Source organism: Pseudomonas entomophila (genome assembly GCF_029478665.1).
In the GTDB taxonomy this organism is placed as follows: Bacteria; Pseudomonadota; Gammaproteobacteria; order Pseudomonadales; family Pseudomonadaceae; genus Aquipseudomonas; species Aquipseudomonas entomophila_F.
Genome location: NZ_JARPQB010000039.1, coordinates 12,699 through 34,580, shown reverse-complemented (window position 1 = coordinate 34,580; position 21,882 = coordinate 12,699). Strand labels below are relative to the sequence as shown.

At 64.4% G+C, this 21,882-nt stretch carries 20 protein-coding genes and 1 pseudogene; 6 read left to right on the top strand and 15 right to left on the bottom strand.

Annotated elements, in window-relative coordinates:
- Positions 1 to 13: 13 nt before the first annotated feature.
- The 8 genes and pseudogenes from P5705_RS26260 to P5705_RS18920 all read right to left on the bottom strand — a co-directional run bounded on the left by P5705_RS26260 (position 14) and on the right by P5705_RS18920 (position 7,099).
- The gene (locus tag P5705_RS26260; protein ID WP_346780511.1) at positions 14 to 1,294 is read right to left on the bottom strand and encodes an ADP-ribosyltransferase; all 1,281 of its coding nucleotides are present in this window, start codon (positions 1,292 to 1,294) and stop codon (positions 14 to 16) included.
- Between the two features lie 486 nt (positions 1,295 to 1,780).
- Positions 1,781 to 2,332, bottom strand: a pseudogene (locus tag P5705_RS26255) (dermonecrotic toxin domain-containing protein); the annotation flags it as partial.
- On the bottom strand, positions 2,307 to 2,468 hold the full coding sequence (locus tag P5705_RS18945; RefSeq protein WP_277462479.1) for a hypothetical protein: 162 nt from the start codon (positions 2,466 to 2,468) through the stop codon (positions 2,307 to 2,309). The gene P5705_RS18945 and the pseudogene P5705_RS26255, both read right to left, overlap by 26 nt.
- Before the next feature lie 111 nt (positions 2,469 to 2,579).
- Positions 2,580 to 3,116 (bottom strand): C40 family peptidase, encoded by a 537-nt coding sequence (locus P5705_RS18940; RefSeq protein WP_277462477.1) that lies wholly within the window; start codon positions 3,114 to 3,116, stop codon positions 2,580 to 2,582.
- A 146-nt stretch (positions 3,117 to 3,262) separates the two neighbouring features.
- The gene (locus tag P5705_RS18935; protein ID WP_044487806.1) at positions 3,263 to 3,898 is read right to left on the bottom strand and encodes a C40 family peptidase; all 636 of its coding nucleotides are present in this window, start codon (positions 3,896 to 3,898) and stop codon (positions 3,263 to 3,265) included.
- A 126-nt stretch (positions 3,899 to 4,024) separates the two neighbouring features.
- Positions 4,025 to 4,729, bottom strand: coding sequence for a DnaA regulatory inactivator Hda (gene hda, locus P5705_RS18930; protein ID WP_277462476.1), 705 nt, complete (start codon positions 4,727 to 4,729; stop codon positions 4,025 to 4,027).
- 231 nt (positions 4,730 to 4,960) lie between these two features.
- Positions 4,961 to 6,034: an AI-2E family transporter gene (locus P5705_RS18925; protein WP_248919041.1), complete on the bottom strand. Its 1,074-nt coding sequence runs from the start codon at positions 6,032 to 6,034 to the stop codon at positions 4,961 to 4,963.
- A 12-nt stretch (positions 6,035 to 6,046) separates the two neighbouring features.
- A complete protein-coding gene (locus P5705_RS18920) occupies positions 6,047 to 7,099 on the bottom strand; it encodes a DUF2066 domain-containing protein (protein ID WP_277462475.1) in 1,053 nt (350 codons plus the stop codon).
- A 344-nt stretch (positions 7,100 to 7,443) separates the two neighbouring features.
- On the opposite strand from P5705_RS18920, the gene purM reads away from it, so the two are divergent.
- From purM to P5705_RS18900, 4 genes are all read left to right on the top strand, one after another.
- Positions 7,444 to 8,502 (top strand): phosphoribosylformylglycinamidine cyclo-ligase, encoded by a 1,059-nt coding sequence (gene purM / locus P5705_RS18915; protein ID WP_277462472.1) that lies wholly within the window; start codon positions 7,444 to 7,446, stop codon positions 8,500 to 8,502.
- Positions 8,502 to 9,155 carry a phosphoribosylglycinamide formyltransferase gene (gene purN / locus P5705_RS18910; protein ID WP_277462470.1) on the top strand — a complete coding sequence of 218 codons (654 nt, stop codon included), beginning with the start codon at positions 8,502 to 8,504 and terminating at the stop codon, positions 9,153 to 9,155. Before purM ends, purN begins: the two co-directional genes overlap by 1 nt.
- Before the next feature lie 8 nt (positions 9,156 to 9,163).
- The gene (locus P5705_RS18905) at positions 9,164 to 9,874 is read left to right on the top strand and encodes a DUF3108 domain-containing protein (RefSeq protein ID WP_277462469.1); all 711 of its coding nucleotides are present in this window, start codon (positions 9,164 to 9,166) and stop codon (positions 9,872 to 9,874) included.
- A gap of 276 nt (positions 9,875 to 10,150) precedes the next feature.
- Complete coding sequence (locus P5705_RS18900; protein WP_277462468.1) at positions 10,151 to 10,333, top strand: hypothetical protein; 183 nt, start codon at positions 10,151 to 10,153, stop codon at positions 10,331 to 10,333.
- Between the two features lie 46 nt (positions 10,334 to 10,379).
- Here P5705_RS18900 and P5705_RS18895 read toward each other — a convergent pair whose 3' ends face one another.
- From P5705_RS18895 to P5705_RS18865, 7 genes are all read right to left on the bottom strand, one after another.
- The gene (locus tag P5705_RS18895) at positions 10,380 to 10,919 is read right to left on the bottom strand and encodes a DUF2058 domain-containing protein (protein WP_277462466.1); all 540 of its coding nucleotides are present in this window, start codon (positions 10,917 to 10,919) and stop codon (positions 10,380 to 10,382) included.
- 26 nt (positions 10,920 to 10,945) lie between these two features.
- Entirely contained in the window at positions 10,946 to 11,779 is an 834-nt protein-coding gene (gene mazG / locus P5705_RS18890; RefSeq protein WP_277462465.1) for a nucleoside triphosphate pyrophosphohydrolase, read from the bottom strand.
- Positions 11,780 to 11,886: 107 nt separating this feature from the next.
- The gene (relA, locus tag P5705_RS18885; protein WP_248919035.1) at positions 11,887 to 14,127 is read right to left on the bottom strand and encodes a GTP diphosphokinase; all 2,241 of its coding nucleotides are present in this window, start codon (positions 14,125 to 14,127) and stop codon (positions 11,887 to 11,889) included.
- A 99-nt stretch (positions 14,128 to 14,226) separates the two neighbouring features.
- A complete protein-coding gene (rlmD, locus tag P5705_RS18880; protein WP_277462464.1) occupies positions 14,227 to 15,585 on the bottom strand; it encodes a 23S rRNA (uracil(1939)-C(5))-methyltransferase RlmD in 1,359 nt (452 codons plus the stop codon).
- Positions 15,585 to 16,484, bottom strand: coding sequence for a cysteine synthase CysM (gene cysM, locus P5705_RS18875; RefSeq protein WP_277462463.1), 900 nt, complete (start codon positions 16,482 to 16,484; stop codon positions 15,585 to 15,587). The genes rlmD and cysM overlap by 1 nt, the downstream gene beginning before the upstream one ends.
- Before the next feature lie 213 nt (positions 16,485 to 16,697).
- Complete coding sequence (locus P5705_RS18870; RefSeq protein WP_277462462.1) at positions 16,698 to 18,041, bottom strand: sensor histidine kinase; 1,344 nt, start codon at positions 18,039 to 18,041, stop codon at positions 16,698 to 16,700.
- A 3-nt stretch (positions 18,042 to 18,044) separates the two neighbouring features.
- Positions 18,045 to 18,761 (bottom strand): response regulator transcription factor, encoded by a 717-nt coding sequence (locus tag P5705_RS18865; RefSeq protein ID WP_277462461.1) that lies wholly within the window; start codon positions 18,759 to 18,761, stop codon positions 18,045 to 18,047.
- On the opposite strand from P5705_RS18865, the gene P5705_RS18860 reads away from it, so the two are divergent.
- Together P5705_RS18860 and P5705_RS18855 are read left to right on the top strand one after the other, a co-directional pair.
- Complete coding sequence (locus P5705_RS18860; protein ID WP_277462460.1) at positions 18,745 to 18,975, top strand: hypothetical protein; 231 nt, start codon at positions 18,745 to 18,747, stop codon at positions 18,973 to 18,975. The two genes, P5705_RS18865 and P5705_RS18860, sit on opposite strands and share 17 nt — an antisense overlap.
- A 78-nt stretch (positions 18,976 to 19,053) precedes the next feature.
- Entirely contained in the window at positions 19,054 to 21,810 is a 2,757-nt protein-coding gene (locus P5705_RS18855) for a response regulator (protein ID WP_277462458.1), read from the top strand.
- The last annotated feature ends 72 nt before the right edge of the window (positions 21,811 to 21,882 follow it).

Below are 21,882 nucleotides of genomic sequence, written 5' to 3'. Positions count from 1 at the left end.
CCACGCCGAGCGGCTACGCCTCAGCGCCGGCCAAGGCTGGCGGGAAGAACCGGTCCACCACCGCCTGGCTCCTGAAACGCCCGCGGTAGGCCTCCTGGTTGAAAGGTTGACCGGTCCGCAGGTCATATACGGTCGCCGTGCCGGGCTCGGCCACCCGAGCCAACTGCACATGAATGAAGCGATAGCCCTCCCCATATACCTGCTGTAACCCCTCTATCCGGAAGTAATGCCCCGGCAGGAACAGGGTTTCAGCTTCCATCGGATAGAGCGAGAACGGACTGATCGGCGTACCGTCTTGATAACGCTGCGCCGGCAACTCGAAGATCACCGAGCTGTCATCGAACGCGCGTATCACGCCATCATCCTCTGCGCCACTGCTGGTCGATGCGAACTCGCAGGCCTTATAGGGGTTCTCGGTGAAAGAACTCAGGTCGGTGTTGACCAGGATATCGCCCACTTGCAGGCGACCACTGCGATAACCTTCGCCACCGGTGCCCCGTGCGGCGTTACCACCGCGATACAGCGTGACGGCATTGCTCTTGGGCAACGCCTCCAAGGTGTCGGCAAGACGGCCGATGTAGTCATCCATGTCCGGATTTGCATAGGTGCCATAGCGAAATACATCGTTGCACTTAGAGGCCTCGTGGGTGTAATCCTCGATCAACGCATTGGCAAACTGCCGCCCCTGGCGATAGGAGTACACCGGCTTGCCTGCGACCAGGATACACGGCAGGCCCTGGGCATCCAGGTCGTACACCTGACCGGGCAGCAGCTCGACAACGCCCGCACCGATCAACAAATCCTTCTGCCGGACGATGGCCTTGGTCGACAGCTTGGCGCTCTGCCACAGGTCTGTCCGGCTATAGGTATCCCAAAGTTCCGAGCGCAGGCTGGCTAGCTCCGCCTGTACCGGAGGGGCCCCAGCCAGCAGCCGTGGCGGCTCCAACAGCTCCCATTCGCCCTCATCGCTCAGACGCACCGGGTGCAGCGCGATGAACGCGAACGGGTTGTCCGGCGGCACGATCAGCCAGACAGACAACTCATGGCTATAGCGCACCCGATAGATCAAGCCGTTGAGGGTAATCCAGCAACTGCCATCATTGCCTACGCGCACACCACGCAAACGGCCACTTTGCAGCAGCTCACTGGCCACCAGCGTGTTGGCCTCCAGCCCTTCAACCGGCAAGGTGGCGCTGCGCACCTCATGCCATTGTCCAAGTGACACCCTGAACTCATGGGGCGGCGCTTCGTAAGCCAGCGAGGCGAAGCTTGAAGTGAAGCTGATATCGACCATGTTCAAGGCCGTGTACAGGCTGTCGAGCATGGCCTCCCGTAATGCATTGCGGCGGGCCTGCTCGTCCAAGGCATGGACCGAAGCGTCAACATCCAACCCCACCTTGCCAACACCGGCTCCCAGCAGGGCCAAACTCATAGGCCAGCCCAGGGGGGCAAAGCCACCGAATACCTTGAGAAACGCCGACAGGTAACCCCGCCACATTGCCTTGCGCAGGTCCGCATTACTCCGAATGACCTCGGCAGTCTGCTGCATCTCGATCGAAACCTGATCGACCAGAACCTCGAACAACGCCTTGCCCGGCTCACGTTTGAACAACGAGAGCGCCACCATGGCCATCTCGTCGGAACGACTGTCGGCAACGCCTTGCAGGTGTACCTTGATCAGTCTCCTGCCGCTATCATCTCGCGGATTGGCGTGCGCCCCGTCGACAAATTCCTGCAGCGCCTGGGCCGATTGCAGGTGCTGACGCAACCAGCGGGCCATGGCCAATTCGGAATCGAACCCACGCACCGCCTCATGCGACCACGGCATATACAGTACGACGCGCCCATCCGTAGCCGTCAGCCGGTACAAGCTACCGCGGTCCGCTTCGCCGAAGGCATAGCGGCTGACGGTCAACGGCGAGCGGGTCGCGTCCTGCTGCAACAACGCCAGGGTCGGTAGTACGCCCGCCGTCAGGCCATCCGCTGCCACCGCACGCAGCCGCAGCCAGTCGAGCTGGCTGATCAGATCGCTGTCCAGAGCCTTGGCGGCTTGCCCAAGCAGGTTGATCTTGGCGATGACCCGGAAATGCCGGCCATAGCCGGACCAGAAATGCTCGATTGCGGCTCGATAGACCTCGGCGAAATCCAGCGCCCACAGGTCCTTTTGAACCTCGCGCGCCAACAACCGAACTTCATTGCGCTCATCGAACTGGCCGACCCGCGCGCCCTGCCGGTAGAAGCCTCCGACCTGATCCAGCAGGTCAGGTGCATCTTGAAACTGCACATCGAAGCGCTCGATCACCAACTCAACCAGGCGCATCGACTTGGTCGGTGTCCCGGAATGCTTCCAGCCATTGAAGGTACGCGAGCTGCTGCTGCCACTGTATCTCCTCCACCAGGGCCGCCAGCGGCCGCCCGGCGTCCAGTGCGGCGAGGCTGCGCTCGACCCGTTCCTTGATGGTGCTCATGAACCGCTCCAGGGATGTCGTTATGGGACAGACATCCTGATCGGCAAAGCGCAGGGAGTAGCGGTAGAAGAATAGTGCGGGGCGGTCCCGATCAGGGGCACGCCCACCTGGTCAAGGGTTCTGCGCCAAGTGGCCAGGCGGCAGCACGCGCTTGGCCTGCAGGTAGGCGCGGGACCAGTAATTGCTGGACAGGTAGTCCAGGCGCACGGTGCCGCCGGTGGACGGCGCATGCACGAAGCGGCCCTCGCCCACGTAGATTCCGGCATGGCTGACCTGCGAACCACCACCAGTGGCGAAGAACACCAGGTCGCCCGACTGCAGGGCGTTGATATCCACGTTCGGCGCACGCATCACGATCATGTCGCGGGTGGTACGCGGCAGGCTGATGCCGGCGGCATCACGGTAGACGTAGCCGATCAGGCCGCTGCAATCGAAGCCGGAGTCCGGCGTGTTGCCACCCCAACGGTAGGGCGTGCCCACCAAGCCGATGGCGCGGAACAGCACATCGTCCGCGGCTGGCGAGGAGGCCGGCTGCTGATTGAACGATACCGGGGGCTTGGACGTCGGCGCAGGCGCCGGGGCGCGGCTCGAACAGGCGGCGAGCAGTGCCGCGAGGGAAAGGAGTGCGAAGCGCGCCAACATCGCCATGATGGTAACGTCCTGTCGAAGACCGTCCGGCCGCAGCCGAAGCCAAAAGAGTTGAGAGATTAGATTAGACACTTTCTGTAAATGCGCACGGCGGCGAGCTTTTTCAGCTACGCCGCCGTGCGAGGTTACAGCATTTTGATATCAAATCAATTGCGCGAGATCGTGGTCGGCGCCATGGCGAGCGCGCGCTTGGCCTCGATGAAGGTCTTGCTCCAGTAGCGATCGCCAAGGCTGTCGATACGCACGCCACCGCTGCGGCGGCTGCTGGAGTGGATGAACTGGTTGTCACCCAGGTAGATGCCGGCATGGCTCACACGGCCACGGCCATTGGTGCTGAAGAACAGCAGGTCGCCTGGCTTGAGCTTGTTGCGAGCCACCTTGGGGGCGTCGACATTGATCATCTCGCGGGTCGAGCGCGGCAGGTTCATGCCCGCTTCCTCACGGAAGAGATAGCCGATGAAGCCGCTGCAATCGAAGCCCGACTGCTCCGAGGTGCCGCCAAAGCGGTAGCGGGTGCCGATCAAGGCCATGCCGCGCTCGAGAATGCTGTCGGCCAGCACAGGCAGCTGATAGGGCTTGCCATTGCTGGAGAATGCGTCCATGTCTTCTTCGGTGGCCAGCTCTTCCTCACTGAATACGGAAGAAGCAGAAGCCTTCGAGTTGATCGACTGGGCGGCGATGTGGTGTTGATCCTGCTGCTGCGAGACCGGGCCTTGGGAGGCGCAACCGAACAACAGGGTCACAAGTGCAAGTGGCACGAGGGGTGCGAAGCGCTTCAGCATGGGCACGACCGTGTCTGTAATCCTTTAGAAGGGGGAAACTATGCCTTCTATCGGGACCATTTGCAAATTTTATCGAAAAACATGTGACTTTTCTGGTTCGAGGCTGCAAGCCCCTGTTTGAAGGGCTTACCAGCCCAGGGTTTCCTTGAGGAACGGGATCGTCAGCTTGCGCTGGGCTTGCAGCGAAGCCTGGTCGAGGCGCTCGAGCAAGTCGAACAAGGCGCTCATGCTGCGCGTGCCGCGGGTCAGGATGAAGTGGCCGACCTCGTCGGTCAGGTGCAGGCCGCGGCGCGAGGCGCGCAACTGCAAGGCACGCAGCTTGTCTTCATCGGACATGCCGCGCATCTGGAAAATCAGCGCGAGAGTGAGCCGGGACTTGAGGTCCGCCAGCTTGATCGGCAGTTCGCGAGGTGAACTGGACGCGGCCAGGAGCAAGCGTCGACCGCTGTCACGCAGGCGGTTGAACAGGTGGAACATGGCCTCTTCCCAGTCCGCCCTGCCCGCGATCACATGCAGGTCGTCGATGCACACCAGTTCGTACTGTTCAAGATGGTCGAGCAGCTCGACGCCACGCTCGAGCAATTGCGCGAGCGGCAGATAGACAGCGGGCTCGCCCAACTGCTGGAAACGGTGGGTGGCGGCCTGCAGCAGGTGGGTACGACCAACGCCCTGCTTGCCCCATAGATAGATGAGGCTCTCGGTCCAGCCGGCGTCGGCTTCGCACAACCGCTCGACGTAGCCCAATGCCGCGGCATTGGCGCCCGGGTAGTAGTTGATGAAGGTGGCGTCATCGCGCAGACGCACACCCAGGGGCAACTGGATCGGTTTCATGCTCGCGGGCGGTCGCGGGGACCGCAGGGGGCCTTTGGTGAACAGTGTGCAAAGTCTATACCCGCAACGCGGGCGGCACAATCGGCGAGGGGAATAGCACATGTAAAATCAAGAAGTTGCATGGTTTTACCTGGCATTGGGGCTGCCCAGCAGCCCATCGACGGCAAGCCGGCTCCTACCCTCCGCAGGCGGCGCGGTACCTGTAGGAGCCGGCTTGCCGGCGAACAATTGCTAAAGGTCCGGGTCAATCTCCCCGGCATACATGTCCGACTCCTTGTACAGGTCGTGCACATGCCGCAGCAGCACCATGATCACCGCCGCCACCGGCAGGGCCAACAGCACGCCAGTGAAGCCGAACAGCTCGCCACCGGCCAGGATGGCGAAGATCACCGCCACCGGGTGCAGGCCGATGCGGTCACCCACCAGCAGCGGCGTCAGCACCATGCCCTCGAGCGCCTGCCCGACCATGAACACCGCGACGATGCCCAGCATCGGGTACAGCTCGCCACCGAACTGGAACAAGCCCGCCACCAGCGCCGCGCCGATCCCGATGATGAAGCCCATGTACGGCACGATCGCCGCCAGCCCTGCCAGCATGCCGATCAGCAGGCCAAGTTCCAGGCCCACCAGCATCAGGCCAGTGGAATAGATGACGCCCAGGGCGAGCATCACCAGCAGTTGGCCACGCACGAACGCGCCGAGCACCTCATGGCACTCCCCCGCCAGCCCCACCACCTGCGGCTCGCGCTGACGCGGCAGCAGGCTGCGTAGCTTGGCCATCATCAGGTCCCAGTCACGCAGCAGATAGAAGCCCACCACCGGGATCAGCACCAGGTTGGCCAGCCAACCGATCAGCGCCAGGCTCGAGGCGGTGGCCTGGGACAGCAGCACACCGACGATATCGGTGGTCTGGCCCATGTGCTCGCCGATGGCGGCCTTGATCTTGTCGAATTTCCAGAAGCCGTCGGCCAGGCCCAGCCGGCTCTGCGCCCAAGGCAAGGCCACGTGCTGCAGCCAGTCGAGCATCTGTGGCGCCAGTTCGTACAGGCGCAGCAACTGCTTGGCCAGCATGGGGATCAACACCAGCAGCAGAGCCAGGAAGATCAGGGTGAACAGGCTGAACACCACCACCACGCCCCAGGTTCGCGACAGCCCTGCCCGCTCCAGGCGGTCGACCAGTGGATCCGCCAGGTAGGCGAGAAGAATGCCCACCAGGAACGGTGAAAGAATGTTGTGCAGCAAATACAGCAACACGGCGATCAGCAGGGCAGCGCCCAGCCAGATCCAGCGACGCAGTTCGATCATGCAGGTTACTCCTTACCAGCGAAAACGCAGGCCGTCGAACGGCCTGGTTGGCGTGGGCAACGCCACGCCAGGCTCAGCCTGAGACGCCGCGGGCGGCGTTGCAGGCACCTGCTCGGCAGGCAGTTCCTGCAATTTGGCCAGGCCCAGCTGGGCGCGCAATTGATCGCGATTGCCGGTGACGGCGTAGGTCAGGGTCGCGCCCTCGACCCTCTGCAGGCGCGCGCCATAAGGCTCGAGCACGCGGGCAAGCTCGGCGTAGCGCTGCAGGTTCATGCCCTGCACCTGGACTTGCAGGTCACTGCTGGCACCCGGACGGGTGACGTAGCGTGGCGCCAGTCGATTGCTCACCGCCAGCATCAGCGCGTCGGCCAGGGCAGCCTGGTCGGCGCCTTCGGCACTGCCCTGCTCGCGCTGGTCGCCCAACCACAGCTGCCACTTGCCCTGCCACTTGCCCTCGGATTCGTGAGCATGCACCGCCAACAAGGCGTTGGCGCCATAGCGCTCGGACGCTTCACGCAAGGGCCCGGGCTCGCTGCCTTCAAGTTGCTTGGCATTGGCGACCAATTGTTCCTGCAGGTCGGCCAATGGCAAGCGCAGCGGCAGGCCGCGGTGCTGCGCGGCGCGGCGCAGGGGTTCGGCGCTGCCCTGGCCGTCACCGACCAGGCTGCTGCCGTCGACATTGTCGTTCAGCCACCAGACCAGAATCGACGGCCGATTGTTGCCCCACAAGGCCAGGCCTGCCTGGCGCAAGGCGCGCTCGGTACTGCCGGGGTCGAACTCGACCAGCACCGACTCGGGCGGCCCGGCCTCGGTGCCGACCTGGTTGATGATCTGCTGCGGATCCTTGCGCAAGGCAGCCAGCGCAGGGCTCTGAGGTGCCTTGGGGTCGCCGGTCAGGCGCAGCACCAGCGTGTCCAGGGCCTTGCTGGTGGCCTGGGCGCGGGCCTCGCCGCCCTGCCCTTCGAGCGGCTCACGCACCTGGTAAAGGCCGGAAACCTTGTCGGCTTGCGCCGCGACAGCGACGAACGCCAGGCAACCTGCGGCGAGGTAGTTGAGAAGACGCATTGAGGATTCCTGTCCAGATAACCATGGGGCGGCGCGTGCCGGCCGTTCGACTCTGACCGCGCCGGGCCGGAAAATGCTTCATGAGCCCGGCCATGTGCACCCGTCGCCATGGGTATACCTTATACAGGCACAGGCGCGGCAACCAGTCGCACACTTTGAAACACTGTCTCCGCCGACATTTTCCGGCCAGCCCGTCGGCCTGAGGATGGCCGCTGAGGGGCAACCCTGATAAAATCGCGCGCCTTCGCAGACCAGAGACGAACAGGCAGCCGCCGCACCTTGCAGCCGGCCTTGGCCGTCCCGGTCGTTTTCCACGAATCCCTCCCTCTTAAAGGCCTGGATCAATGAGCAAGCAACCCTCCCTGAGCTACAAGGACGCCGGTGTAGACATCGACGCCGGCGAAGCACTGGTCGAACGCATCAAGGGCGTCGCCAAGCGCACCGCACGCCCTGAAGTCATGGGTGGCCTGGGCGGCTTCGGCGCCCTCTGCGAGATCCCGGCCGGCTACAAGCAGCCGGTGCTGGTCTCCGGCACCGACGGCGTCGGCACCAAACTGCGCCTGGCACTTAACCTGAACAAACACGACAGCATCGGCCAGGACCTGGTCGCCATGTGCGTCAACGACCTGGTGGTGTGCGGCGCAGAACCGCTGTTCTTCCTCGACTACTACGCCACTGGCAAGCTCAACGTCGACGTGGCCGCCACTGTGGTCACCGGCATCGGCGCCGGTTGCGAACTGGCCGGCTGCTCGCTGGTCGGTGGTGAAACCGCTGAAATGCCAGGCATGTACGAAGGCGAGGATTACGACCTGGCCGGTTTCTGCGTCGGCGTGGTGGAAAAGGCCGACATCATCGACGGCTCGAAAGTGGTCACCGGCGACGCCCTGATCGCCTTGCCGTCCTCCGGCCCGCACTCCAACGGCTACTCGCTGATCCGCAAGATTCTCGAAGTGTCCGGCACCGACATCGACAACACCCAGCTCGATGGCAAGCCGCTGGCCGACCTGCTGATGGCCCCGACCCGCATCTACGTCAAGCCGCTGCTGCAACTGATCAAGCAGACCGGCGCGGTCAAGGCCATGGCCCACATCACTGGCGGCGGCCTGCTGGACAACATCCCGCGCGTCCTGCCAAAAGGCGCCCAGGCCGTGGTCGACGTGGCCAGCTGGCAGCGCCCGGCGGTATTCGACTTCCTGCAGGAAAAGGGCAACGTCGACGAGCATGAAATGCACCGCGTGCTGAACTGCGGCGTGGGCATGGTCATCTGCGTGGCCCAGGACCAGGTCGAAAACGCCCTGAACGTACTGCGCGCCGAAGGCGAACAGCCTTGGGTGATCGGCCGCATCGACGTGGCCGCCGAAGGCGCCGCCCAGGTCGAGCTGCACAACCTCAAGGCACACTGATGCCGGGCAAGACCTGTAACGTGGTGGTGTTGCTGTCGGGCTCCGGCAGCAACCTGCAGGCGCTGATCGACAGTACCAGCGCCAGTGACAGCCCAGCCCGCATCCGCGCGGTGATCTCCAACCGCGCCGATGCCTACGGCCTCGAACGCGCCAAGGCCGCCGGCATCGACACGGCCGTGCTCGAACACACCGGTTTCGATGGCCGCGAGGCCTTCGACGCGGCGCTGATGGCGCTGATCGACGGCTTCGCCCCCGACCTGGTGGTGCTGGCCGGCTTCATGCGCATTCTCAGCGGTGGTTTCGTGCGTCACTATCAAGGCCGCCTGCTCAACATACATCCGTCATTGCTGCCGTTGTACAAAGGCCTGCACACCCACCAGCGCGCGCTGGAGGCTGGCGACCGGGAACATGGCTGCAGCGTGCACTTCGTCACCGAGGAACTCGATGGCGGGCCTCTGGTCGTACAGGCTGTGGTTCCGGTGGTTGCGGGCGACACACCGCAGACACTGGCCCAGCGGGTACATGTGCAGGAACACCTGATCTACCCGCTGGCGGTGCGCTGGTTCGCCGAAGGACGCTTGCGTCTGGGCGAACAGGGTGCATTACTGGATGGCCAGCCGCTGGCGGCCAGCGGTCACTTGATTCGAAATTAGGAGAATTTATGCGTCGCGCCCTGCTCTTGGCTCTCGCCGTGCTTGCCCTGCCGCTCCAGGCAGCTGACCTGAAGCCGTTCGCGGCCAGCTACACCGCCGATTGGAAGCAGCTGCCCATGAGCGGTACCGCCGAACGCAGCCTGGTCAAGAACGCCAACGGCACATGGGACCTGAACTTCAAGGCCTCCATGATGATCGCCAGCCTGACCGAGCAAAGCACCCTGAAGCTCGACAACGACACCTTGCTGCCGCAGAAGTACCACTTCGAGCGCGGTGGCCTGGGCAAGGCGAAGAAAGTCGACCTGAGCTTTGACTGGAACAGCAAGAAAGTCACCGGCAGTGACCGTGGCGATGCTATCAGCCTGCCACTCAACCGCGGCGTGCTGGACAAGTCGTCGTATCAACTGGCCCTGCAGCACGATGTGGCGGCGGGCAAGAAGAGCATGACCTACCAGGTGGTCGACGGTGACGAAATCGACACCTACGACTTCCGAGTCCTGGGCAGCGAAAAGATCGCCACCAAGGCTGGCCAGGTCGAGGCGATCAAGGTCGAGCGCGTGCGCGACCCAAGCCAGAGCAAGCGCATCACCGAGCTGTGGTTCGCCAAGGACTGGGACTACCTGCTGGTGCAACTGCGCCAGGTCGAGACCGATGGCAAGGAATACGTGATCGTGCTGCAGGATGGCACGGTCGATGGCAAGGCGGTCAAGGGCAACTGATACCGTCGCCAGCTACACTCCAAGCCCCGCCTTGTGCGGGGCTTTTTCATGCCTGATGAGCACGCCCCTTGTAGGAGCCAGCCTTGCTGGCGAACCCGGCAACGCAATATCCGGCATCGGCGTGAAGCCATTCGCCAGCAAGGCTGGCTCCTACAGGGGCACCAGCGCATCATGAAACTTGTTTCATCGCCGTTTTATTTACTTAGCCTGCTAACAAATTCTATAAAGAAGGCCTGCGACAGAGTGCCGCAGCCAACCAAGCAGTGGAGTTTGACGATGACAGTCCAAGTAACCGAACGCGACGAATCGAAAATGTCCCACGAAGGCCAGGCCGCTGGCCTGCGGATCTGGGACGTGCATCAGCAAGGCCAACTGGTCGGGATGTTCCACAACGAACAACAGGCTCACCAGTACCGCATGGAGCTCGAGTACCTCGAGAACCAACGCCCTTCGCCATGATCCCGTCTTGAAATGAAAAACCCCGCCAAGGCGGGGTTTTTCATGCTTACCACATCAGATCGTCAGGGATCTTGTAGGCGGCGTAAGGATCATCTTCGTCCGCTTCCTCTACGTGAGTGTTGAGCAGCAGGATGCGGTTAGGGTCGCGCTCCTGGATCTTCACCGCTGCCTCGCGCGGAATCACCTCGTAGCCACCGCCATGGGCGACGATCGCCAGCGCGCCGTTGCTCAACTTGCTGCGCATCAGGGCGTTGACGGCGATGCGCTTGACCTTCTTGTCATCGACGAAGTTGTAGTAGTCCTCGGTGGTCAGCTTGGGCAGGCGGGTCGCTTCGATCAGTTGCTTGACCTGCGCGGCACGGGCTTTCTGCTCGGCCTTTTCCTGGACCTGGCGGTTCAGCTCCTGATCCTTTTTGGCTTTATCGGCCATGGCTTCCTTGGCCAAGCGCTGCTGGCTGTCGTCCACCTCGACCTGGCCTTTGTGCTCCAGGCGTTTCTGTTTCTTCTCAGCCTTGTTGGTCTGAGAAACCTGTTTCTGGTTGACCAGACCGGCTTTGAGCAATTGGTCGCGAAGGGAAAGGCTCATCGGTGTTCACTCACTTATGCATCAGCTCAGCCGCAGCTGGGCAGGTTCTTTTCCTGACGCTTGGCCTCGCCCCAGAGGGCGTCCAGCTCGTCGAGGGTACGATCTTGGATGGACAGGCCCTGCTCGCGCAATGCCTGCTCGATAAAACGGAAACGCCGCTCGAACTTTCGATTGGCCCGACGCAGGGCGTTTTCCGGGTCGTGCTTGAGGTGCCGGGCGAGGTTGACGGTGGCGAACAGCAGGTCACCCAGCTCATCCTCCAGGGCGTCGCTGTCGCCATCGGCCATGGCTTGCAGGACTTCATCGAGCTCCTCGCGCACCTTGTCCAGCACCGGCAGCGCCTCGGGCCAGTCGAAACCGACCGTGGCTGCGCGCTTCTGCAGCTTGGCGGCGCGGGACAGCGCAGGCAATGCCGCGGGTACGTCATCCAGCAGCGACAGCTGTTCGGGCTCGCTCTTTTCGGCGCGCTCCTCGGCCTTGATCTCCTCCCAGCGCGACTTGACCTGGGCCTCGCTCAGCGCGGGGGTGTCCAGCGGCGCGTAGAGATCGCCCGTGGGGAAGACGTGGGGATGGCGGCGGATCAGCTTGCGGGTGATCGCATCGACCACGCCGGTGAATTCGAAACGCCCTTCCTCCCGCGCCAGCTGGCTGTAGTAGACCACCTGGAACAGCAGGTCGCCCAGTTCTCCCTGCAGGTGCTCGAAATCGCCGCGCTCGATGGTGTCGGCGACTTCGTAGGCCTCTTCGAGGGTGTGCGGGACGATGCTGGCGTAGTCCTGCTTCAGGTCCCACGGGCAGCCGTGCTGCGGGTCGCGCAGGCGGGCCATGAGGTGCAGCAGGTCTTCAAGGGTGTAGGTCATTGTTGGGCAGGTCCTTCGGTAGAGGCTTCTTCGCGGGTAAACCCGCTCCTGCAGGTATCGCGCAATCCTGTAGGAGCGGGTTTACCCGCGAAGAGGCCACCTCGGTATCAAGGGGTACGGTTACGCCGCGTCTCGATGATGTTCGGCAACTGCGAGATCCGCCCAAGCAAACGCCCAAGGGCATCCAGGCCAGGGATCTCGATGGTCAGCGACATCAATGCGGTGTTGTCTTCCTTGTTCGAGCGGGTGTTGACCGCCAGCACGTTGATCTTCTCGTTGAGCAGCACCTGCGACACGTCGCGCAGCAGGCCCGGGCGGTCGTAGGCGCGGATGACGATATCCACCGGATACGTCTGCACCGGGATCGGCCCCCAGCTGACCTGGATCATCCGCTCCGGCTCCTTGCCCGCCAGTTGCAGCACCGAGGCGCAGTCCTGGCGGTGAATGCTCACGCCGCGACCCTGGGTGATATAACCGACGATGGCGTCGCCCGGCAGCGGCTGGCAGCAGCCAGCCATCTGCGTGAGCAGGTTGCCGACGCCCTGGATCTGGATATCGCTGCGCTTGCCGGCGCGGATACCCCGGGCCTGGCGCGGGATCAGCTCGACCGGCTCGATGCGCTCGGGCTCGAGCAGTTGCTGGGCGGCGTTGACCATGTGCGCCAAGCGCAGGTCGCCCGCGCCCAGGGCGGCGAACATGTCCTCGGCGGTCTTGACGTTGGCCTTCTCCGCCAGGCGCTCGAAGTCCACCTGGGGCAGGCCCAGGCGGCTCAGCTCGCGCTCGATCAGGGTCTTGCCGGCGGCGACGTTCTGGTCGCGGGCCTGCAACTTGAACCAGTGAACGATCTTGGCTCGCGCCCGCGAGGTGGTGACATAACCGAGGTTGGAGTTCAGCCAGTCGCGGCTCGGGCTACCGTGCTTGCTGGTGATGATCTCCACCTGCTCGCCGGTTTGCAGGCTGTAGTTGAGCGGTACGATGCGCCCGTTGATCTTGGCGCCACGGCAGTTGTGGCCGATCTCGGTGTGCACGCGGTAGGCGAAGTCCAGCGGCGTGGCGCCTTTGGGCAGGTCGATGGCATGGCCGTCCGGGGTGAACACATAGACCCGGTCCGGTTCGATATCGACCCGCAACTGTTCAGCCAGCCCGCCAATATCGCCCAGCTCTTCATGCCACTCGAGCACCTGGCGCAACCAGGAGATCTTCTCCTCGTAGTGGTTGGAGCTGGGCTTGACGTCGGTGCCCTTGTAGCGCCAGTGGGCGCAGACGCCCAGCTCGGCTTCCTCGTGCATCGAGTGGGTGCGAATCTGCACCTCCAATACCTTGCCCTCGGGGCCGATCACCGCCGTGTGCAGCGAGCGGTAGCCATTCTCCTTGGGGTTGGCGATGTAGTCGTCGAACTCCTTGGGGATGTGCCGCCAGAGGGTGTGCACGATGCCCAGCGCGGTGTAGCAGTCACGGACCTCCGGCACCAGCACGCGCACTGCGCGCACGTCGTAGATCTGGCTGAACTCCAGGCCCTTGCGCTGCATCTTGCGCCAGATCGAATAGATGTGTTTGGCCCGGCCGCTGATGTCGGCATTGACGCCGGTGGCCAGCAGCTCGTTCTGCAATTGGTTCATCACATCGCTGATGAAGCGCTCGCGGTCCAGCCGCCGTTCGTGCAGCAGCTTGGCGATCTGCTTGTACTGGTCGGGCTCGAGGTAGCGGAACGACAGGTCCTCGAGTTCCCACTTGATATGGCCGATACCCAATCGGTGCGCCAGCGGCGCATAGATATCGAAGACTTCGCGAGCCACGCGCAGGCGCTTCTCGTCATCGGCGGCCTTCACCGCACGAATGGCGCAGGTGCGTTCGGCGAGCTTGATCAGCGCAACGCGCACGTCGTCGACCATCGCCACCAGCATCTTGCGCAGGTTCTCGACCTGCGCCTGGGAGCCCAGCACCAGCGACTGGCGCGGGCTGAGGCTGGCGCTGATGGCGGCCATGCGCAGCACGCCGTCGATCAGCTTGGAGACGACCGGCCCGAAACGCTGGCCGACTTCGGCAAGGGTCACCTTGCCTTCGCGCACCGAGCGGTAGATGACCGCGGCCACCAGCGAGTCCTGGTCGAGCTTGAGGTCCGCGAGGATCTCGGCGATTTCCAGGCCCGCCTGGAAACTGGACGTCCCGTCCGCCCAGGAATGCTTGGCCGGGTTGCCCTTTTTCTCGACCTCATGGGCGAATTCGCAGGCGTCCTTCAATGCCGCGCGATCGAGCTGCGAATCGACGCTCACCACATGATCGAGCCATGCCTCGAGATTGATACTGCCGTCGTTGTTGACCGGCTGGTGCACTCTCACCTGTACCATCTTTGTTTTACCTTCCCATACAGCGCACCACGCAGGTGCGCTGGCTTTCACCTGTGCCGCCTCCACTCCCTGGACACGGCACCAAGAGGGCCAGCCTGGCTAGCCCGCCTCGAATAACGCCATGGCCTCGACATGCGCCGTCTGAGGAAACATGTCGAGAATCCCGGCCCTTTTTAACCGGTACCCCTGCCCGACCAGCACCTGCGTGTCTCGCGCCAGCGTGGCCGGGTTGCACGATACGTAGACCAGCCGCTTCGCGCCGAGCCGGGCGATGCCTTGCACCACCTCGTAGGCCCCGTCGCGCGGTGGATCCAAGAGTACCGCAGAAAAGCCTTCGGCGACCCATCCGGCGCCCGCCAAAGGCTGCGATAAATCGGCCTGAAAAAACCGTGCGTTATGCACATTGTTACCGTGGGCATTGGCTTCGGCACGCTCGACCATCGCCTGCACGCCTTCCACCGCCACCACTTCACGCGCCTGCCGGGCCAGCGGCAGGGCGAAGTTGCCCAGGCCGCAGAACAGGTCCAGCACCCGCTCATGGGCCTGTGGCGCCAGCCAGGCCAGGGCCTGCTGGATCATCAGGGTATTGACCTGGGCATTGACCTGGACGAAGTCGCCCGGCCGCCAGGCCAGCTCCATCCCCCAGGGTTCCAGGGCAAAACCCAGCTTCTGCGCGGCGTCCACGGGCGCCGGTTCGCCTTCGCCCTGCAACCAAAGCTGAGCGCCGGCTTCCCGGCAGAATGCCTCCAGGCGCGCCAGGTCTTCAGCAGGCAATGCTGCCACGTGCCGGACCAGTACCGCTTCAGCCGTGCCGCTGAACAACTCCACATGCCCCAGTGCCTGGGGCTTGCTCAAGCTGCGCAGCACGGTCGGCAGGTGGCGCATGATCGCCTGCAAGGGTTGTACCAGTACCGGGCAGTCGTCGATGGCAACGATGTCCTGGCTGGCTTCGGCACGAAAACCCACGTCAAGCTGACGTTGTTTCACATCCCAGCGCACCGCCACCCGCGCCCGCCGCCGGTAGCCGAACTCAGGCCCACACAGCGGCGCGGCCCATTCGTCCGGCTGCACGCCGGCGACGCGCTGCAACTGCTCGGCGAGCAGACGCTGCTTGAGCGCCAGTTGGCCGTCATGGGGCAGGTGCTGGAGGTTGCAACCACCGCAGCGCGCGTAGTGCCGGCACGGCGCCTCGCGCCGCTCGGGGCTGGCCTGGAACACCCGTTCCAGGCGTGCCTCGACCACCTTGCCACGGGCGCCCAGCACCCGCGCCTCGACCTCTTCGCCGCCCAGCGCGCCACTGACGAACCAGGTGCGCCCTTCGAGGAAGGCAATGCCGCGCCCATCGCCGGCCACGCGCTCGATCAGCAGGCGCTGCTTCTTGCCCAGCGGAATTTGTGTGGCACGGTTGCCACCGGTCGGCTGGAAACGCAGGCCGCCGTTGCTTTTCTTTCTGGACATCAGGTCGGGTCGAACAGGCCGGTGGACAGGTAGCGATCGCCGCGGTCGCAGATGATGGCGACCATCACCGCGTTCTCGACTTCACGGGACAGGCGCAACATGGCCGCCACCGCACCGCCGGACGACACGCCGCAGAAAATGCCCTCTTCACGGGCCAGGCGGCGCGTGGTTTCCTCGGCTTCCTGCTGGGACATGTCCATCACGCGGTCGACGCGGGCCGCGTCGAAGATCTTCGGCAGGTATTCATGGGGCCAGCGGCGAATCCCCGGAATGGCCGAACCTTCCATGGGTTGCAAGCCGACGATCTGCACCGCCGGATTCTGTTCTTTCAGGTACTGCGAGCAGCCCATGATGGTGCCGGTGGTACCCATGGAACTGACGAAGTGGGTGATGGTGCCGTGGGTTTGCTGCCAGATTTCCGGGCCGGTGCTGTTGTAGTGGGCGATCGGATTGTCGCCGTTGGCGAACTGATCGAGGACCAGGCCACGGCCTTCGGCCTGCATTTTTTCAGCGAGGTCGCGCGCCCCCTCCATGCCCTCTTCCTTGGTGACCAGGATCAGCTCGGCACCGTAGGCGGTCATCGCCGCCTTGCGTTCGGCGGTGGAGTTGTCGGGCATGATCAGGATCATCTGGTAGCCCTTGATCGCCGCCGCCATCGCCAGGGCAATGCCGGTGTTGCCGGAGGTGGCTTCGATCAGTGTGTCGCCAGGCTTGATCTGGCCGCGCAGTTCGGCGCGGGTGATCATCGACAGCGCCGGGCGGTCCTTGACGGAGCCGGCCGGGTTGTTGCCTTCGAGCTTGAGCAGCAAGGTGTTGCTGGTGGCCCCGGCCATGCGCTGCAGGCGAACCAGAGGCGTGTGGCCGACGCAATCGGCGATGGTTGGGTACTGCAGGGTCATGGGCGTTTTCGCAATCCGGACGGCAGGGGCGACTATCATACCGGCAAACCCTGCGCGGCCATATCACGCAATCGTTGGAGGATATAGCGAGAGGCTATAAGCACTATCGCCGAGGCACCTGTAGGAGCGGCTTCAGCCGCGATCACCCGCAAAGCGGGTGCCTGACACCACGTTGCCTGCATCGCGGCTGAAGCCGCTCCTACAGTCTGCGCGTTACATCACGGCCGCCAGGCGCATGCACACCTGCAACCCGCGCTCACCATTGACCGCCCACACCCTGCCGCCCTGGCGCTGGATGGCGCTGCGGGCGATGCTCAAGCCCAGGCCGAAACCACCATCGCCGGGCCGGGAGCCGTCAAGCCGGGTAAACGGTGCGAAGATGCGTTCCAGATCGTTTTCGGCCACGCCGCCACCTTCATCTTCCAGGTCGAGCCGCCAGCTACTGCCTTCACGCCGCCCACTCAAGCGCACCACGCCACCCGCTGGCGAATGACGAATGGCATTGCGCAACATGTTCTCCAACGCCTGGGCCAGGTGATTGAGGTTGCCGTGCACCCAGCAATTGGCCGGCAACTCACAGCGCAGCCGCTCCGACGCCCAGCCGCTTTCATAACAGGCGTTCTCGCTGAGCATCTCCCACAACGCCTGGAGCTGGATCGGCTCCAGGTTCATCGGCGCCCGCTCGGCGTCCTGCCAGGCCAGTTGCAGGGTGTCCTCGACCAGTTGCTGCATGCCATCCACCTCGCGGTGCAGGCGCTCGCGCAGGCGTTGCAGGTCGGTCTCACCATCACAGGCCACGCGCAGACGGCTGAGCGGGGTGCGCATTTCGTGGGAGAGGTCGCGCAGCAGTTGCTGTTGCAGCGCCACGGTACCTTGCAGGCGCTCAGCCATCTGGTCGAAGGCTCGCGCCAGTTCGCCCAGCTCATCCTGGCGCTGGGTGGTACGGGGGTCGAGGCGCGCCGAAAGCTGGTCGGCGCGCCAGGCGTTGGCCTGCTCGCGCAGTTGGTTGAGCGGTACGATCAGCATGCGGTAGAGGCCCACACACAGCAGCAAGGTGAAAAGCCCGGGAATGATGCCATTGGTGATCACCCGCCAGAACAGACGGTACTGCCCCGGGCTGAAGCGCTCGGGAAGCTCGATCACCAGCATCCCCTGCTCCGGCGCCTGCGGGAACGGCAGGCGCAGCCAAGGCTGGCCGATGGCGCGTCGGCTCATGGGCCAATCGACCCCTCGCAGGCGGGTCAGGTGCTGCACTTCGCCTCCCGTCAGTACCGCACTGTCCAACGGCTGGAGATCGCCGTCGAGCACGCCCAACCAAGTGGTTTCGCGCTGACGCATGCCCGCCAGCCAGCGGTCCACGCCCTCGCGCCCCCCTGTGCGCCAGGCCTGCTCGGCCTCGCTGGCATAGCCACGCAACACCTGCCGGGCGGGTTCGGCGAGGAAGGCGTTCTGGGTTTCCATGTGCCGACCCCAGGTGTAGCTCAGGCCGATCATCAACAGGCAGAAACCCACCAGCAGAATGGCCAGTTTCCAGAACAGCGAATGGCGGTCGAGCACGCGTCAGTCCACCTCGCCCGCGCCGAATACATAGCCTTTGCCCCACACCGTGCGGATCTGCCGCTCGTGGTAGCCGATGGCCTTGAGCTTGCGACGGATCTGGCTGACATGCATGTCCAGGCTGCGGTCATGGCGCGAGTAGCCGCGCTGCAGTACCTGCTGATAGAGGAAGGGCTTGCTCAGCACCTCGTCCTGGCTGCGGTGGAGCAGGTCGAGCAGGCGGAACTCGCTGGGCGTCAGCCCCGCCGAGGCGCCGGCCAGGCTGACGTCGGTGAGCTGCTCGTCGAACTGCAGCGTGTCGCTGCTGCACTCCCGTGGCGCCTGATGCCGGCGCTCGATGGCCACCCGCCGCAGGATCGCCTCGATACGCACACGTAGCTCGGCAAAGCTGAAAGGCTTGGGCAGGTAGTCATCGGCGCCACGCTGGAAACCGGAGATCCGGTCCGCCTCCGCGCCCAGCGCCGACATCAGGATGACCGGCGTGGCACTGTGCCGACGCAGGCGGGCCAGCGCATCGAGGCCGTTAAGCCCCGGCAGCAGGATATCCATGAGCACCAGGTCGAACACCTGCCGCCCCGCCGCCTCCAGCCCCTCGAGACCATTACGGCACCAGGTCACCTGGAAACCGCCACGTTGCAGCTCCTCGTGCAGGTAGGCACCGAGCACGGGGTCGTCTTCGATGGCAAGGATACTGGTGGCATGAATGGCTACGGGATTCATTGGCAACTGTCATCAATTCTCAGTTGCGCGATTATTGAGCATGCCACCCGGCCAAGGCAACCGGGCCACGACCAGTGCATTCGACTTCTCCTTTGCCGCATGCTTGCTGGCGATGCAAGGCATCGTCTTTGAATATGCAGGGGATTGGTTCGCCAGCAAGCTGGCGCCTACGGAAACGGCGAGTGCCGCCGAAAACAAAAACAGATACAAATAAGTGCATTGCTATCAATCGCGGAGTAACGTTCCCCGCTGAAGCGCAACAGCGCATATAAGCACATGACAGGAGATAGGTGTGCTCGACCGTTTGGGAATCCGCAGCCGCGTGCTGTTGCTCGCCCTGCTGCCCGCCAGCTTGATGGCCTTGGTGCTCGGCAGCTATTTCACCTGGCTGCAGCAGAATGAATTGCGCACGCAGCTGCTGCAACGCGGCAAGATGATCGCCGAACAGCTGGCACCGCTGGCGGCACCGGCCCTGGCCCGCCAGGCGCCCGCGCAACTGGAGCGCATCGCCGCCCAGGCGCTGGAACAGACCGATGTACGCGCCGTGGCCTTCCTCGCCGCCGACCGTGCACGCCTGGCCCACGCCGGCCCGAGCATGCTCAACCAACCGCCCAGCGGCGGCACCGGCACGCAACTGCTGCAACGCACTGGCAACGATGCCACCCGCTACCTGATGCCGGTATTCGGCCACCACCGCGACCTGGCCACCGATGCCGTGCCCGCCGAAGCCGAGCGCCTGCTGGGCTGGGTCGAGATCGAGCTGTCCCACGACGGCACCTTGCTGCGCGGCTACCGCAACCTGTTCACCAGCCTGCTGCTGATCATCGTCTGCCTGAGCCTGACGGCGCTGCTCGCCGTGCGCATGAGCCGCACCATCAACGGCCCGATCAACCGCATCAAGCACACGGTCAACCAGCTCAAGGACGGCCACCTGGAAGAGCGCCTGCCCGCGATGGGCAGCCATGAGCTCGACGAACTGGCCGCCGGCATCAACCGCATGGCCGAAACCCTGCACAGCGCCCACGAAGAGCTGCAGCACAGCATCGACCAAGCCACCGAGGACGTACGCCAGAACCTGGAGACCATCGAAATCCAGAACATCGAGCTGGACATGGCGCGCAAGGAAGCCCTGGAGGCCAGCCGCATCAAGTCCGAGTTCCTGGCCAACATGAGCCATGAGATCCGCACGCCGTTGAACGGCATCCTCGGCTTCACCCACCTGCTGCAGAAGAGCGAACTCACCCCTCGCCAGCTCGACTACCTCGGCACCATCGAGAAATCCGCCGACAACCTGCTGGGGATCATCAACGAGATCCTCGACTTCTCCAAGATCGAGGCCGGCAAGCTGGTGCTCGACAGCATCCCGTTCAACCTGCGCGACTTGATCCAGGACACCCTGACCATCCTCGCCCCGGCCGCCCACGCCAAACAGCTGGAACTGCTCAGCCTGGTGTACCGCGACACCCCGCTGTCGCTGGTCGGCGACCCGCTGCGGCTCAAGCAGATCCTCACCAACCTGGTGAGCAACGCCATCAAGTTCACCCGCGAAGGCACCATCGTCGTGCGCGCCATGCTCGAGGACGACCAGGAAGACACCGTGCAACTGCGCATCAGCGTGCAGGACACCGGCATCGGCCTCTCGCCCCAGGATGTGCGCACCCTGTTCCAGGCCTTCAGCCAGGCCGACAACTCGCTGTCGCGCCAGCCGGGTGGCACCGGCCTGGGGCTGGTGATCTCCAAGCGCCTGATCGAGCAGATGGGCGGCGAGATCGGGGTCGACAGCACCCCCGGCGAGGGCTCGCAATTCTGGATCAGCCTCAACCTGCCACGGGCACATGACGACGCCGAAGAGCAACCCGTGCAGGTGCTGGTGGGGCGCCGGGTGGCTATCGTCGACGGCCATGACCTGGCCCGCCAGGCCCTGGAGCACCAACTCGAGGATTGCGGCCTGACGGTCAGCCTGTTCGCCTCCTACGACCAGATGCTGCAGGGCGTGCAGGCTGCCGCGCAGGCCGGCCAGCCGTTCGAGTTCGCCGTACTCGGCGCCAACCTGGGCAGCCTGGCGCCGGAACAGCTCGGCCAGTATCACCAGCAGCTCGAGCGCCTGGGTTGCCAATGCGTGGTGCTCTGCCCCACCACCGAACAGCCGCTCTACCACCCCTACCTGCCCAACGCCCACGGCCAGTTGCTGGCCAAGCCGACCTGCACCCGCAAGCTGCGCCGGCTGCTGGTCGAGCTGATCCAACCGCGCCGCCCCGCCAGCGAACAACGCCCCGGCAATGGCCAGCGCGTACCGAAGATCCTCTGCGTCGACGACAACCCGGCCAACCTGCTGCTGGTGCAGACCTTGCTCGAAGGCATGGGCGCCGAGGTGCTGGCGGTGGACAACGGCTATGCCGCGGTACAAGCGGTGCAGGACGAGCCCTTCGACCTGGTGCTGATGGACGTGCAGATGCCCGGCATGGATGGCCGCGCCTGCACCGAACAGATTCGCCAGTGGGAAAGCAGCCAGCGTGGCCAGCCGCTGCCGATCGTCGCGCTTACCGCCCATGCCATGGCCAATGAAAAGCGCGCCCTGCTGCACAGCGGCATGGACGACTACCTGACCAAGCCGATCAGCGAGCGGCAGCTCGCCCAGGTGGTCATGAAGTGGACCGGCCTGAGCCTGGGCGCGCCGCCACCGGAACGCACCAGCGAACGCCCGGCCGACAGCACGGAACTGAAAGTCCTCGACCCGGAGGAAGGCCTGCGCCTGGCCGCCGGCAAGCCGGACCTGGCGGCGGACATGCTGGCCATGCTGCTGGCGTCGCTGGAGTCGGACCGCGACGCCATCCGCGCGGCCCGCGAAGCGGCCGACCGCACCGCGATGATCGAGCGCGTGCATCGCCTCAACGGCGCCTCGCGTTATTGCGGCGTGCCGCAGCTGCGCGCGGCCTGCCAGCGCAGCGAGACCCTGCTCAAGCAGGACAGCCCCCAGGCGCAAGTAGCGCTGGACGAACTTGACCGGGCCATCGACCGGCTCGCGGAACACGCGCGCCAGAGCGCCTGATGTTCGCCGGCAAGCCGGCGCCTACGCCCGAAATCGTGTAGGCGCCAGCTTGCCGGCGAACAGCCCCCTCAT